Raw genomic sequence first — 14,447 nt, forward strand, 5'->3', positions numbered from 1 at the left:
ATTCCCCTCGGCGGCTCTCGCCTGGAACCTGGACCAGGAAGATTTCCTGAAATCAGTAAACTGGGTTTCACAACTCAAAACCCGGATTGGATTTGGTAGTACGGGTAGCGCCGCTATTTCGCCTTATCAGACCAAAGAAGCCGTCGAAACGCTCTACTATGCCTGGGGCGACCGGGTCGAGGCCGGCTATGTGTCTTCGGATGCCTCACTGGCTACCCCTGTTCCTATGGCTAACCTCGATCTGGGCTGGGAGCACACGACCCAGTGGAACCTGGGAGTTGACTTTGTACTATTCAACCGGAAGCTGAGTGGCTCGGTGGATCTGTACACATCCCGTACGACGGACCTGCTGCTGCGCCGGAGCATTCCTTCCATTGTTGGGTACGTCACGACCTGGGATAATATTGGAGCTACATCCAACAAAGGAATTGATCTGACACTAAATAGTACTAACGTCCAGACGCGTGATTTTGAGTGGGCGTCTACTCTTAACTTTTCTACCAATCGGGATCGTATAACAAGCCTGGCTAACGGTACCAACGATGACCTGGCCAACCTCTGGTTTATCGGACAGCGGCTGGCGGTCTACTACGACTACGTTAAGGATCGTATCTGGCAGAACACCACAGAAGACCTGGCCGAGATGGAGAAATTCAACGCCAACGGCCACAAGTTCCGTCCGGGAGATATCAAGGTGACAGACCTCAACGGAGATTACCGCATTGATGCCAACAACGACCGGCAGATTATCGGTCATTCCAGCCCGAAGTGGACGTTCGGTTTTAACAACACCTTTACCTACAAGAACTGGGATCTGGCCGTCTTTGTGTTTGGTCGCTTTGGCTTTACGGTAGCAGCGGGCTCCGAGGCGCTTCAGGGACGCTTTGCGCAGCGTGTCGTAAACTACTGGAGCCCGGAGAATCCTACCAACGAGTATCCATCGCCCAACTATAACAGCGCCGCCGGTGATCCATTCCGTAGTGCTATGAACTACCAGGATGGTTCATTTGTCAAAATCAGAAACTTATCGCTGGGCTACAATCTGCCCGCTTCTGTCACCAATAAGCTGCATAGGTCCAACTGCCGCGTGTACGCACAGATGCAGAATCCTGGCCTGGTGTACTCCGGTGTGTCGTGGCTCGATCCGGATTTGGGTGGCTCTACCTTTAACCGGGGTGTAGTCGTTGGCCTGAACGTCGGATTTTAAACCACAGCTGTTATTAATCACATTTTTTTTGAGACACGTACGTATGAAAAATATAAAAGAAATAGCTGCCCGGTTGGGCCTGGCCTCGGTACTGCTGACGCTTCCGATGGCTTGTAATGAAGATTTCCTGAAAGAAGACCTGATCACCGCCCGCAGTACTCAGGATTTTTAAAACGCCCAATGGCCTTGACGGCCTGGTAACAGGGATGTACCAGAGCCTCAAGTTTCATTTTAACTACGAATGGGCGTATGCCACTACCAACTACGGAGTGGATGAATTTGCCGTAGGCGGTGACCGTACCATGCAGATGTGGAACTCGTACGATGCCAACCTGAACTCACTGACGGGCGACGTAGCTACCATCTGGAATAACATGTACGGCAATATCAACTCGGCCAATATTGTTATCAAAAACGTTCCGCTTTACTACGGCGAGGGGACCAACCGTAGCACGCGCCTTGGAGAAGGGTACTTCATGCGGGGCTTTGACTACTTCAAGCTCGTCCGGCAGTACGGAGGGGTACCCTTGAAGCTTGAGCCTTCTACCACCGTGGAGCTAGAGTTTACGCGCAACAGTGCTAAGGGAGTATACGATATGATTATCAGTGACCTTACTCAGGCCTACGAACTACTGCCCGCTGTCCCCGCCCAGACCGGACGCATAACCAAGTGGGCGGCCGCTCACTTTCTGGCCAAAGCGTATTTGTTCAGAGCCAGCGAACTGTATAGCGAGTGGAACGGAGCCACCCGGCAGGCTGACCTCGAGAAGGCCATCGAGTACGCCAATCTGGTGATCAACAGCGGTGCCCACTCTCTGGCTCCCAACTATAGTGACCTCTGGAATTATACTACTGTAGATGGTCCTTCGGAGCGGCTGCCTGAGATTATCCTGTCGGCCCAGTTCTCCAATAACACATCAACGCAGGGACGCTACGGCAACCAGTTGCACCTTCATTACCCCTCAGTGTACCAGAACCTGCCGGGTATGCAGCGGGATATTGCGGGCGGTCGTGAGTTTCAGCGTCTGCGCTCAACGGATTACGCGCTTGTTGTATTTGACCGTGTTAACGATAGCCGGTTCTGGAAAAGCTTCAAGACCCGGTACCTGAGCAACAACTCGAACGGGGCCCCCACCTGGACTGCCGAAAATGCTCCCAGTCCTGATCTGGTTGGTAAGCGCAAGTTTACCGGCGGTGAGGAGTCCATCCTGTACATAGTCAATGACGCCGGCGATACACGCTATACACCTACCAGTATCATGAAGCGGGCTCCGCACATGTTTGTAAGGTACTTTAGCGGAGAAGCTGAAAATATGCTGGGTGGACATGGCAACTTCCAGGCCAGCCGGTACGTAGCCCTTTCCAAATTTGCCGATAGTTCACGCATATCCGTAGCTTCTCAGTTTGGACAGCGCGATGGTATACTGGCCCGCTTGGCTGAAACCTACCTGATCGCGGCCGAAGCCTATGGACGCCTGAAGCAGTACGATCAGGCACTCAACTACATCAACAAGGTATGTGACCGGGCAGCTTACAAAGCCGGGGAAAACCGTTCTACCTACGTCGACGGTGGGATATCCTATAAGAATAACCCTGCCGCCAACACGGCTGCCTTTTCCTCGTACTCAGACAAGAACACGTATTATGAGTCCAATAACATAGAGGTGACGACCGAAAGTACCCTGAGCGATATGCACCTGAACAGTATCAGTGATATCTTCAGCGCTAAGGACCAGTTTTACGATAAAGTGGGCGCTACTACCGAGGAGAGTAAGTTTATTCATTTTATTCTGAACGAGCGTTCGCGGGAGCTGATGGGCGAGTTGATGCGCTGGGAAGACCTGGCCCGCACCAAGACGCTGGTGTCACGCGCTACGGCTTTCAATGACGAAGCCAAGCCGCTGCCCGACAAGCACTACCTGCGGCCCATTCCCCAGACCTTCCTGGATGCCATTCAGAAAGACGGTCGACCGCTTACCAACGAAGAAAAGCAGCAGATGCAGAATCCCAACTGGTAGGAGCCGGAGCTACTACACGGACGGAGGTACCCCAGGGTACCTCCGTTTTTTATTGTGGGAAAGCAGAAGTACATACGATCAGGTAGTAGGGGAGGGAAGTTTACTACTTAGGTATCCTCTGTAAATAGACAGGCTAACCGGTGGCAGGTAGTATAGTGCGTTTTAAAATTCCTGCCTGATTGGTGAAACGAGAAGTTAGGAACCTTGCTATCTTTGTAGATATAGCATCAAGATCCCATGAGCAAACCAACCAAATTATACTACGATACGAATGAAGTAGCCGAAATGGTAGGCTGCGAACCATCCGCGCTGCGTTTCTGGGAGAAGAAGTTTCCGCATCTGAATCCCAAGCGCGACTCGCGCAACCGGCGCCGGTACACCGAGGCCGATATAGAGGTAGTCCGTAAGATCATGTACCAGAAAGAAAAGCAGGGCCGTACGCTCAAAGGTACCCGCGAGCAGCTCAACCACCGCGAAACAGCCCAGAACCTGATCCACCGCCTGACCCGCCTCCGTGACTTCCTGGTAGAGCTGAAAGAAAATATGTAAGCCCGAGATAAGGGGTGTTAACGGTATTACCAAATCAAAATCAGACAGGTAGTAGTTATAGCTGTGACTATTAATCAAGTACATACTTTATGAAGAAGCTACTGCCGTTACTGCTTACAGTACTACCCATACAGGCGGGCTTGGCCCAGTCTATTAATACCCCTGATCTGCAAAAACATGTAGAGGTACTGGCAGCCGATTCGCTGGAAGGACGTGGGACGGCAACCCTCGGGGAGATCAAAGCTGCCAACTACATAGCCGACCACTTCAGAAAGTATGGACTGATACCAAAGGGTGATGAAGAGGGCTACTTTCAACCATTCGGGCTGACACTCTCTTTTGAAGGAGTACCTCATCGGGCAGCAGCGCGTAACGTAGTAGGCTACCTGGATAACGGAGCCGATAAAACAATCGTGATAGGTGCCCACTATGACCACCTGGGGCGTGGCTACCAGTCGGGATCACTGGCTCCGCAGGGCAAGGGCGTGATCCATAACGGTGCCGACGATAACGCTTCGGGTACGGCAGGTATGATGGAACTGGCCCGGTACCTGGCCGGTAATGGCATTAAGGAGCGGCATAACTTCCTGTTTATCGCTTTTTCGGGAGAAGAGCTGGGGCTGCTGGGGTCAAAGTATTTTGTCGATAACCCCACCATACCTCTCAACAATGTCTCCTTCATGATCAACCTCGATATGATCGGTCGGTTAGATACCCGGAAGGGCCTTACGATTGGTGGCTGGGGGACTAGCCCGGCCTGGGGCAAGCTAATGCCTGATATCGCCACGAAAGAAAAGGTAAAATACGGTATTGATTCGTCGGGAGTAGGTGCTTCCGATCATACTTCTTTTTATCTGAAGCAAATTCCGGTCTTATTCTTTTTTACGGGTGTCCACAGCGACTACCACAAGCCCAGCGACGACACCGATAAGATTAATGTGGACGGAACCGCCAGCGTACTCCGACTGATCACAAACCTGATCCAGAAAGTAGAGGAGGAGAAAACAGAGCCGGCATATACCACCGCCGGAAACCCGCACAGCGGTATGACCCAGAGTACCTTCAAGGTCACGCTGGGCGTCATGCCCGACTACGCGTACAGCGGCAAAGGCCTCAAGATAGATGGGGTAATTGAGAAACGAACCGCCGAAACCGCCGGGATAAAAGCCGGAGATGTAGTAGTCAGAATGGGAGAGTACCCCATCAATGACATACAAGACTACATGAAAGCGCTGGGAAAATTTGAGAAAGGGCAGACTTCCGAAGTAGAAGTACAACGTGGTACTGATAAGAAGATACTAAAAGTAACTTTCTGACCAGGTACTTAGTATATCTAGCTAAAAGGAGCTGTTACCGATATGGAGGTAGCAGCTCCTCTTAGTTATGTTACTGCTTTATCGCATCAACAATCAGAGAGGTGTACACCAGCTTGCCGCCCTGATTACGCTTATCGTTATCGGCGGAGCGCATAATGAGACCGTCTTCGGGGCTCCAGTCAGCTTTATGAAACTGGCCCTGCTCGTCAAAGTACTCGACTAGCCTTACCTTATAGCCCAGGCCTTCCAGAAACTCCGTCATGATCCGGTAGTTGTAGAGGATCTTATGATCATCCGCTCCTTCACCGGTACCTCCCGGTCTTACCATACTGACATACTCCGCATCGGGATGAAAGCCATCGGGAACCGCTACCCGCAAAAATCCCCCCGGCTTCAGAAACGTGTGGCAGTTTGCAAAGGCGGTTTTGCCATCCTGTTCGGTGAAGTGCTCCCATACGTGCTCCGCCAGAATACGGCTGATGGAGCTTTCCCTGAAGTACTGGCGCCAGTCTTCGGCTTTCAAGATGTTAAGCGTTTCGATGTCGGTATGTACCCAGCCGGTGTAGGTAGTATAGCCCGAGCCTATCACTACTTTGATAGGCTTGCTTTGGTCGTATGTACTGAGCTGGTACAGGCTGGTGGGTTTTTTGAGCAGGTCGGCTAATTTTCTCTGCAGATAGGACATAGTAGCTATCTTATTGGGTAGTCTGGTTAAAGGCACAAAGATAATGGAATGATACAGAATCTATCCGATAGGAATAAATAGACCTATGAACAAAACATAACAGGTCAAGATCTGGTATTTATACAAATTTACAGCGTATATTTCTGTTGGAACTATAAAAGACATCGTCATGGCAAAAGGAAAGAATCCTTCCACAAATTCTCCTAAGAAGGAGTCAGAAAAAACACTTAAGGAAAAGCGGGCTGAGAAAAAGGCCAAACGAGATAGCAAAAAAGACTATTAACGGATCTAGAGTAATCGTGAAACCAACACCTCCGGACTTTTCATAAGAATAGGTCCGGAGGTTTTTTATTACTAATTCCTACCGCCGATCCAGCATGCGGAGGTACAGGTCTTCTACTTTCTTGCGCGCCCAGGGAGTCTTTCTCAGAAACTTCAGACTACTCTTGATACTGGGGTCGTGGTTAAAGCTATTGATATTGACATAGTACCCCAACTGCTCCCATCCGTAGTAATCCACCAGTTCGTTCAGAATCATCTCCAGAGTCTTGCCATGCAGAGGATTATTGGGTTGTTCGGCATTCATAGGTTCGTCAAAAAGAGCCAATCGCTGCGATTTTATTGTTTTTTATTCCGGAATTGGGGGTAAAGGTACGGTATTTTAAGCATATATAGTGGCTACGCTATGTAGATGAAGAGTTACATACGGCTAAACAATATGAGTAGTATATTGTATTTACTATATATAGCGTGGTACAAAATAAATATATTTATTAACCTTTAACACACTAAAAAATTATGGACAATATAGATATTGAAAAGAAGAAAAGAGGGTTTTCCTGGTTGTACATTCTAGGTTTAATCTTGTTGATTGCTGTATTAGGATTTTTATTCTGGCCAAAGGATATAAGTGATGAGCAGGATGATGTGGTGGGACTAGCCACAACGGAAGAAATGGCGGCTACTGATGATAACTACGCAGCCGATGACCGGACAGCTAGTGATAATAACGCCATGTCTCAGCCCGTAAGCTCGTACGTGCAATGGGCCAATAATATCTCCCAGAATGAAATGGGAGTTGATCATGAGTTTACTAAAAATGGACTGATGAATATGGCCGATGCTCTGGCTGCGGTGGCGGAACGGACTCCTAATGTGAACCGGGATCAGTTTAATAATAAGCTGAATACCATGCGGAACAAGGCAAATGCTATCACTAACAACTGGGAAAGTACCAGCCATGCAAATAAGATCAAAGATGCGTTTCAGGCTAGTGCTGACGTGTTTGCCGAAATTCAGCGTACGTCTTTTCAGAACATGCAACAGGATGTACAAGGGCTTAAAAATGAGATCCAGGAGATGGATACCAGTACTATGACCCTTGAGCAAAAAAGCAAGGTGAAGGATGTATTCAGACAAGCTGCGGATGTGCTACAAAAGATGGAGCAGAACCGGGCTAGCTAATACAGGATCATTGATTTAAATGTAAAACCACTAAACACGAATAATTATGACTGAAGATAGAAATTGGAATAATGGAAATGATACTCACGTAAAGGATACTACGCTGTACCGGCTCAATGAATTGAGTGACTATAAGGTTGCTGACCATAGCCCTGATATCAGAGGCATGCAGGTCAAAAGCCGTGATGGTAAGATTATCGGTACTGTTATAGATTTGGTAGTGGATAAGGTAGCCGAGAAAGCACGCTATTTTGATATGGAGCTGGAGGATGATTTTATGGCCGACAGCGACCACACCAATATCCACTTACTGGTACCCATAGGGGCGGCCCGTATGGATGATCAGGATACATTTATATACATAGACCGGATCGTAACGGATGACGAGCTGCAGCATTATCCGCGTCAGTCGGGCAGAGTTATAACACGAGAGCACGAAGAAGCGGTGGTCAACTATCACAACCGATCTACCTTATATACAGGTACTAACGAGGAGTATACAACTACAACGCATACTCACAATCAAGCCGCAGGTAGTAGTAAGGATGATCCCATTGTTGCTTACGACAGTAAGGATGACGACACCTTCTATAATCAGGATTGTTTTAAGGAAGAAAACCTGTATCAGAATCGTCGGGTATAATCTGTACCTGATAAAGTATGGCTCCCGGTGGTATGTTCAACCAGTTCACTACGGTGATGTTGAACGTACCACCGGGAGCTTTTTTATAGATTACTCTCATAGAGGCGCAGCCGGTTCCGGAGAGATCTTAGTTCGGACTGCATGGCCTCGTGGCGTTCGAGCAGGTAAGTAATGGCCTCAATACCCGCCAGGTTAATGCCCAGTTCCTGGTGCAGGCGCACTAATTTCTCCAGCAGTCTTAACTGGCTGCTGTGCAGGTAGTACGTTTCTTCAATAAAGACCACTTCAATAAAGCCCGTGTCTTGCAGGGATTCAATCAGGGAATAGTCAACTTCATAGTGAGTGCAGAAATCATCCGCTTTGATCAGCTCTTCAGTTTCCATGATCTCAGGGGTTTAGGATTGTGATAACTCTCTGAATAGTTCTTTTTGTCGTTCAGTCAGGTTAGTAGGTAGCTTTACATCAAAGGTAACGTACAGATCACCAAATTGCCCATCTTTCTTGTATATGGGGAAGCCTTTGCCCTTGAGCCTTACTTTGGTACCATTCTGGGTTTCGGACTTTACGGGTAGCTTCACTTTTCCATCCAGCGTATCCAGTACTATCTCTCCACCGAGTACGGCCGTATACAGGTCCAGTTCAGTCGTCAGGTACAGATCATTACCCGAGCGCTTAAATCGCGGGTGCTCCGCAATAGAAAAAGTAATGTACAGGTCTCCAGCAGGACCACCATTGGCTCCGGGTCCTCCGTGACCAGCTATCTTGATGGTTTGGCCGTCTTCGATACCGGCCGGTATCGTTATCCTGATATTCTTCCCGTTAACCGTTAGCGTTTGTTTATGGGTCTTATATGAATCTTCCAGACTAAGCTGCAGCGAAGCCGATAAGTCCTGTCCCCTGAACCGGCCTCTGCTCCGGTAGTTACTTTCACCGGCTCCAAACATGGATTCAAAGAAGTCGGAGAAATCGGAGAAGTCACCCTGGGGACCCGCTCCCGAGTACCATTGTCCGCGACCCCCACGAGCCTGTCCAGACCGGGCCTGCCGCGCTTTCTCAAATTCTTCCGCATGCTCCCAGTCCTTACCATACTGGTCGTACTTCTTACGCTTTTCCGGGTCACTCAGTACTTCATTGGCCTCATTGATCTGCTGAAACTTCTGCTTGGCTGCATCATCATTCGGGTTGAGGTCAGGGTGGTACTTGCGAGCCAGCTTACGATAGGCATTCTTAATATCTTTTTCGGTAGCGTTCTTGTCTACCCCCAGTATTTGATAGTAATCAATATAGTCCATAGTGCCAATGTATGATGGTGTTATCTACTTGTTAAACCTGAAAATCTGGTGGAGCATTATAGAAATGCTCCCCGCTGGTACTATATATCAGATACTATGTTTTATTTGCCATTATTCAACAAGGCGAAAAAAGAGAAAGTTTACCAACTGAACCTTTGTAAATAGTACATCAGACTAATGACACAACAACCCAAACCAGAGGTATGGCTGCGGGGACCACTACCCGATATGCCACCTTTACTACAACCCGTTGCCCATGCTCTGTTACAGGCCCGGGAAGAGGTACAGGACCTGATGAGTGGCTTCGATGAAGACGACTTATGGAAGCGCCCGGCGGGCGTGGCATCGGTAGGTTTTCATCTGCAGCACCTAACTGGTGTGCTGGATCGCCTGCTTACCTACGCCCGTAGCGAATCCCTCTCCACCGGGCAAATGGAATGGCTGAAAGGCGAAGGCAAACCCTCGGAAACGGGTACTACGGTACCCGAACTGGTGCAGAATTTCGACAAGCAGGTAGACAGGGCACTGGAACAGCTCCGTATGACAGACGAGCAAACACTGACAGAAGTACGCGGGGTAGGTCGCTCTCAGATACCCTCTACGGTACTGGGACTACTGGTACACGCAGCCGAGCATACGCAGCGCCACGTCGGGCAGTTGCTGGTGACAGCCCGCGTGGTGCAGCATATGCAGGTGTAGCTGGCAGTTGTAATACCAGTAAGGCTATTTGGTGGCTGCCTGTAGGTCAGTTGGTGTAATTGGGCTGCTGAGTAGCTCACCAAATAGCGCCCAGCGCTTATCAGGAGCGGAGGCCACTCCACCATTGGCTTCTATGTAATTCTTTACTAGGTCCTGGCCGTAGTTATAGCAGATTACGTAGCTGCGGTAATTACGGATAAATCGGATAGAATTAGCGGCTACTTCGGGGCTGAAGAGACAGTAGTCGGTAAGCCAGCGGTGGGCTTCCTGTTCCGTCATGGTACCATTGACCAGGCCACGGGCAGCCTCATTTCGGGCATAGTTCAGCTCAGAGCGCAGGGCCAGCATGTTAAAGTACAGGTCAGTTTTAGAAGCGTCCAGTCCTGCCAGTGGTATAAGTACCTCCTTCGCGAACCGGACTCTTTCGTCTCCCGGAAAGGCGACATCAATACCGTAGTTGGCGCTGCCTTCCGCAATGAGCGACTGTGGGCTAAACAGCGGGTACAGTGATATCTCTACCCAGCCCTTGTCGCGGTAGAGGTTCTTCTCCAGGAGCAGATTATAAACATGGTGACCGGGGTACCCTTCGTGGCAGGCCAGATCGATGGCCCGCTCTATGTAGATAGGCATATCAGTATTGATCTGGATCAGGCTGTTGTACTGTCCCTGGTACCAGTTATAGCCCGACCAGGGCTTGTCCCGGACGTACTCAAGCCGGAACGACTCACTGGGAGGCATTTTAAAGTTGGCACTAGTACGACGCCGGGCTTCCTCAATGGCGGCTCTGAACACGGTATCGATCCTGTTCTGGGGAATCTTATACTGATCCGACAGAGCCTGTACCCGCGCCTGCACGCTGCCCTGACCGGGTAGCAGGCTGTCGAGCCGGGCGATCAGCGTCTTGAAATGCGCTTCCGAATATACCGGTGCTTTTACTCCGAACAGGTCTTCTGACTCCTCATCAAAAGAGGCGTATTCTCCCGTTGCAATCCTGATCCGGCGGCTAAAGGCTCTCAGCTGCTTCGTCATCCACTCAGCCCGTACACGTAAGCTATCCGGTGTAGAGGTACCTTCTGTAAAGGGTTTGAGGTCAGTGAGCAGACTATCTACTGCTCCCAGCAGGCTGTCTTTAGGAAATTCGCCCCTTTTCTCCCCTTTGGGTTGAAGCGAATCCGGCCCGTAGTAGGCATCAACAAAAGCAGGGTCGTATTGTCCGATGGTCAGGCCCAGACGGACATAGCGGGTGGCTATTTGATTAAGGGTATCGCTGGGTAGTGTCTGTGTCTGGCAACCTATTCCAAACACACAAAGGGTGAGCAGGCTAATAAAGATATTTTTCAAGGCACATATGAGGATTGGGTGATCAATCTCACAATGTAAGGAAAAGCTCACAACCTGCCAATAACCAACTGCCCAATAGGAGGGAATAGCATGGAGTGGCAGAACCGGTAGAAAGGATACTTAATTGGTAAAGGATAAAAGAAAGGGACATAAATCATCTGGTTGAGCAGATAAAAACTCAGCCAGGGCGAGCGGTACGGTTGTAGCCTTCTTATATACTCCAAAATGGTGAGCCTGTGGAGGTTACATTTTGGAGTATAGGGACGACTAGAAATTGTACAATAGTTATCGGCGATTAGGGTCAATCGTGAACTCAATCAGATCAACCTCTTCGTCCGAAATAAGACGCAGGCTCAGCAGACGCTTGCGCATATTGCTGAGTACCTCCTGTTCCGAATCTCCGGCAGTCGTAACCAGATCTTTGCCGAAGTGAAGTTTTCCCCACATTTTGGCCTGGTAGTTGGACTCCAGATTGATAATAAGCTTCATAGACTTCAGGAACGGAACCACCTGATCCAGATCTTCGTAACGGCTTATCTGAATAAATTCGCCGGTTTCCAGCTTTGCAACCTGAATGTGATTAAACTCTTCCTCTCCAATTCGAAACTCACTCCATTCATCACCCTGAGTGATGTTCTGTCTGATTTCTTCGAGCGAACTAGCCTTAAATTTAAAGTCATTCATACCTCCTCGCGGGGAGATGGTGTCGAAAGCGAAAATAAAAAACTCCTTTTTCATTTTCCGATTATAATAGGTAGATATGTATCAATAGTTTAAATCAATAGAGACAAGCGAACAGCAATATTAGTACCAAGTATCTTTTAATTCAATCTTGGAAATATTGAATTTTTTCAGGGTGTAACTTTTGTAAAGAACTTCTCTTGAAGTTACAAAATAAGTTTTAAAAAGTCACCAGGTAATCTATCTGTTAATGAGAAAGAGTACTTATTTTTATATAAATAATGTGCCAGTAGCGTCTGTTTTAGAGTGATAAACAAGTAAGCCAGGTTGCTAAATAGTCAACTTTAAGCTGGATGTAATTAAAGAATTATAAACCAATACAGGTTACTAGGTTGAAAATCAGACTGCATCTGGTGAAGAGTATATAAAATATGCTAATTGGCTTATAAGAAGTAGCGAGGGGGGAATTGAAACAGTATGAAAAAAATAATTTACCTGCTTATTGTAACGATATGTTTACCGGTGAAACTGCTGGCTCAGTCCAGGCCTGTTCAACCGGTACCTATGCAGGATGAACGGGCTCAGACCGAATCTGTCCAGATATACCAGGTAACGGTTGTTACCAATTTTGGAAGGAAGTTTAGTGGGTATCTGTATGATGTGAACAGTACACAGCTTATATACTCCGGTACCCGTACCTCCATGGATATAGGGGCGGGTATAGCCAGGATTCCCCTGCGCGACATCAGACGCGTAAAATTGTATGTTGGAAATAAAAGAGCCGGGACTATAGAAGGGGCTATTATCGGAGCCGCTGGGATTACGTTCCTGGCGTTGAAGTCATTGCAGAAGTCGCCGCTTCGTAGCCCTGCAATAACGGGGGTAACTCTCTTGTTAGCAGCCGGTGGTGGTGCTGCTTTGGGGTCCTTTGTAGGAGCGGTAGGCAGCAATATGGGGCGTCGTGGCATTAAGATCAGCAAGCGGGAAGGAGGCGAGCAGTTTCTGCAGGCTCAGCTAACGCCTTTTACCTATACGCACCAGATGAACCGTAGTCAAAACGACAGGAACCAAATGGACCGGTACTTTGAGAAGGAAAGCTACTAGTACCTGACTAGCTGAGGGCGATCCTCATTGGGAAGATGACTGCAAATACTCACGCCGCAGGGCATTGACATGGAGGTGTGCGTGGCGGGTAGGCTCAGGTAAGCGATAGCCTCCGTCACACTGCAGGGTCAGATCCAGAGCAGTAGGGAGATCAATGAGATTGCCGGGGGAGATGAATACCGGATTGACCTTATTTTTCGTACGCAGGGCAGCTCCAATGGTTTCACCCCGATGGACCATCGGGGACCAGGCGCCACGGGTAGGGGCAGGCGGATCAAATTTACCGGCTAGTACCGACTTGCCACAGCCAAAGGTGGGCCGGTTGAGCCAGAGTCCCATGTGCGCGGCTATACCCATACGCCTGGGATGGGCAGTACCATGTCCGTCAAACATGACCACATCAGGCTCGGTCTGCAGTTGTTGCCAGGCTTCGAGCAGGGCAGGTCCCTCGCGGAAGGTCAGTAGCCCCGGTATGTACGGAAATGGCGCTGAACTGACTACCCCGACTTTTTCCACTACTTCCAGTGTATCCAGGCGCAGTACCACGATACCGGCATAGACCGTCTCCTCAAACTTATTGAAAGATATATCGCATCCCGCTATGGTCTGGGCCGGAGAGGCGAGCGGTTGAATCCGGATTTGTTTACGGAGCTGTTGCTGTAGCTCTACCGCTTCGGCGGGAGTTACGTCCCAGGAGTGAAGATCAAGGTGTTGGGCCATGTCAGGGATAGGTTATTATTTAAAAAGAGGTCTTTCAACTACTAACCGGCTACCGGTGTCGGGTAACATCTACCTGATCGCACCACTGCAATACGGGGCAGGTGGAACAGTGAGGGAGTGTACCCGTGCAGATATGTTTCCCGAATGGCATCAGCAGGCGATTAATATGGACCCATTGCGTCTGAGGTACTTTCTCTTCCAGTACTTTCAATGTTTGTTCCGGTTGCTTCGTAAGGACGTACCCCCAGCGGTTTACAACCCGGTGTACGTGTACATCCACACTGATGGCGGCCTGCTGGCTGGCTACGCCCAGCGCCAAGTTGGCACACTTGGGGCCTACTCCCTTAAGAGCCTTAAGCTTATCAAAGTCAGCGGGAAGTTCATTGTCATACTGCTCTAAGGCCGCTTTGGCAATCCCCAGCATGGTATGAGCTTTTTGTTCGGGATAGGTACTTCCGTAAAGTAGCTCAGTCAGTTGCTCCGGACTTAGGGTGAGCAACTCCTGTGGGGTACGTGCCTTGGCAAATAACCGGAGTGAAACCGGAATGGTGGTTTCGTCAAGGGTACGTATAGAAATAACACAGGAGATGAGCTGCTCGAACAGCGACGAATAGCCACGCTCGAACAGATCGAACATAGCCGCCTTCGGAAAGGGTCGTATGGCCTCTTCAATGCGCTGTAGTACAATATTCAGATCAAAATCCTGCTTCATCGGTAGGCTTATCTCC

17 protein-coding genes are annotated in these 14,447 nt (G+C 49.2%); 9 read left to right on the forward strand and 8 right to left on the reverse strand.

Annotated elements, in window-relative coordinates; all coding sequences use genetic code 11:
* The first annotated feature begins 226 nt into the window (after positions 1-226).
* The 5 genes from JUB14_RS10475 (at position 227) to JUB14_RS10490 (ending at position 5,090) form a co-directional block, all read left to right on the forward strand.
* Positions 227-1,207: a SusC/RagA family TonB-linked outer membrane protein gene (locus tag JUB14_RS10475; protein ID WP_374757799.1), complete on the forward strand. Its 981-nt coding sequence runs from the start codon at positions 227-229 to the stop codon at positions 1,205-1,207.
* Positions 1,208-1,250: 43 nt separating this feature from the next.
* Complete coding sequence (locus JUB14_RS27880) at positions 1,251-1,379, forward strand: hypothetical protein (RefSeq protein ID WP_262897591.1); 129 nt, start codon at positions 1,251-1,253, stop codon at positions 1,377-1,379.
* Between the two features lie 34 nt (positions 1,380-1,413).
* A complete protein-coding gene (locus JUB14_RS10480; RefSeq protein ID WP_229367623.1) occupies positions 1,414-3,225 on the forward strand; it encodes a RagB/SusD family nutrient uptake outer membrane protein in 1,812 nt (603 codons plus the stop codon).
* Positions 3,226-3,462: 237 nt separating this feature from the next.
* On the forward strand, positions 3,463-3,774 hold the full coding sequence (locus tag JUB14_RS10485) for a MerR family transcriptional regulator (RefSeq protein WP_207505801.1): 312 nt from the start codon (positions 3,463-3,465) through the stop codon (positions 3,772-3,774).
* Positions 3,775-3,863: 89 nt separating this feature from the next.
* Positions 3,864-5,090 carry a M20/M25/M40 family metallo-hydrolase gene (locus JUB14_RS10490; protein WP_207505802.1) on the forward strand — a complete coding sequence of 409 codons (1,227 nt, stop codon included), beginning with the start codon at positions 3,864-3,866 and terminating at the stop codon, positions 5,088-5,090.
* A gap of 70 nt (positions 5,091-5,160) precedes the next feature.
* Here the strand turns inward: JUB14_RS10490 and JUB14_RS10495 are convergent, their stop codons facing one another.
* Both JUB14_RS10495 and JUB14_RS10500 read right to left on the reverse strand, forming a co-directional pair.
* The gene (locus JUB14_RS10495) at positions 5,161-5,775 is read right to left on the reverse strand and encodes a class I SAM-dependent methyltransferase (protein ID WP_207505803.1); all 615 of its coding nucleotides are present in this window, start codon (positions 5,773-5,775) and stop codon (positions 5,161-5,163) included.
* A 361-nt stretch (positions 5,776-6,136) separates the two neighbouring features.
* Positions 6,137-6,361: a VF530 family protein gene (locus JUB14_RS10500; protein ID WP_207505804.1), complete on the reverse strand. Its 225-nt coding sequence runs from the start codon at positions 6,359-6,361 to the stop codon at positions 6,137-6,139.
* Between the two features lie 212 nt (positions 6,362-6,573).
* Between JUB14_RS10500 and JUB14_RS10505 the strand changes: the two genes are divergently transcribed.
* The gene (locus tag JUB14_RS10505; RefSeq protein ID WP_207505805.1) at positions 6,574-7,239 is read left to right on the forward strand and encodes a hypothetical protein; all 666 of its coding nucleotides are present in this window, start codon (positions 6,574-6,576) and stop codon (positions 7,237-7,239) included.
* Positions 7,240-7,285: 46 nt separating this feature from the next.
* Positions 7,286-7,882, forward strand: a complete 597-nt coding sequence (locus tag JUB14_RS10510; RefSeq protein ID WP_207505806.1) for a PRC-barrel domain-containing protein — start codon at positions 7,286-7,288, stop codon at positions 7,880-7,882.
* An 83-nt stretch (positions 7,883-7,965) separates the two neighbouring features.
* Here the strand turns inward: JUB14_RS10510 and JUB14_RS10515 are convergent, their stop codons facing one another.
* Entirely contained in the window at positions 7,966-8,265 is a 300-nt protein-coding gene (locus JUB14_RS10515; protein WP_207505807.1) for a chaperone modulator CbpM, read from the reverse strand.
* A 12-nt stretch (positions 8,266-8,277) separates the two neighbouring features.
* On the reverse strand, positions 8,278-9,174 hold the full coding sequence (locus JUB14_RS10520; RefSeq protein ID WP_207505808.1) for a DnaJ C-terminal domain-containing protein: 897 nt from the start codon (positions 9,172-9,174) through the stop codon (positions 8,278-8,280).
* Between the two features lie 177 nt (positions 9,175-9,351).
* Between JUB14_RS10520 and JUB14_RS10525 the strand changes: the two genes are divergently transcribed.
* Positions 9,352-9,873 (forward strand): DinB family protein, encoded by a 522-nt coding sequence (locus JUB14_RS10525; RefSeq protein WP_207505809.1) that lies wholly within the window; start codon positions 9,352-9,354, stop codon positions 9,871-9,873.
* A gap of 24 nt (positions 9,874-9,897) precedes the next feature.
* On the opposite strand, the gene JUB14_RS10530 is transcribed toward JUB14_RS10525, so the two are convergent.
* Positions 9,898-11,214, reverse strand: a complete 1,317-nt coding sequence (locus tag JUB14_RS10530; RefSeq protein ID WP_229367625.1) for a DUF885 domain-containing protein — start codon at positions 11,212-11,214, stop codon at positions 9,898-9,900.
* A gap of 285 nt (positions 11,215-11,499) precedes the next feature.
* Entirely contained in the window at positions 11,500-11,952 is a 453-nt protein-coding gene (locus tag JUB14_RS10535; RefSeq protein ID WP_207505810.1) for a hypothetical protein, read from the reverse strand.
* 420 nt (positions 11,953-12,372) lie between these two features.
* Here JUB14_RS10535 and JUB14_RS10540 point away from each other — a divergent pair, with 420 nt between their 5' ends.
* Positions 12,373-12,999 (forward strand): hypothetical protein, encoded by a 627-nt coding sequence (locus tag JUB14_RS10540; RefSeq protein ID WP_207505811.1) that lies wholly within the window; start codon positions 12,373-12,375, stop codon positions 12,997-12,999.
* Positions 13,000-13,023: 24 nt separating this feature from the next.
* On the opposite strand, the gene nfi is transcribed toward JUB14_RS10540, so the two are convergent.
* On the reverse strand, positions 13,024-13,719 hold the full coding sequence (gene nfi / locus JUB14_RS10545; RefSeq protein WP_207505812.1) for a deoxyribonuclease V: 696 nt from the start codon (positions 13,717-13,719) through the stop codon (positions 13,024-13,026).
* A gap of 49 nt (positions 13,720-13,768) precedes the next feature.
* Positions 13,769-14,431: an endonuclease III domain-containing protein gene (locus JUB14_RS10550; protein ID WP_207505813.1), complete on the reverse strand. Its 663-nt coding sequence runs from the start codon at positions 14,429-14,431 to the stop codon at positions 13,769-13,771.
* Positions 14,432-14,447 lie beyond the last annotated feature (16 nt).

Source organism: Telluribacter humicola, from assembly GCF_017355935.1.
Classification (GTDB): Bacteria; Bacteroidota; Bacteroidia; order Cytophagales; family Spirosomataceae; genus Telluribacter; species Telluribacter humicola.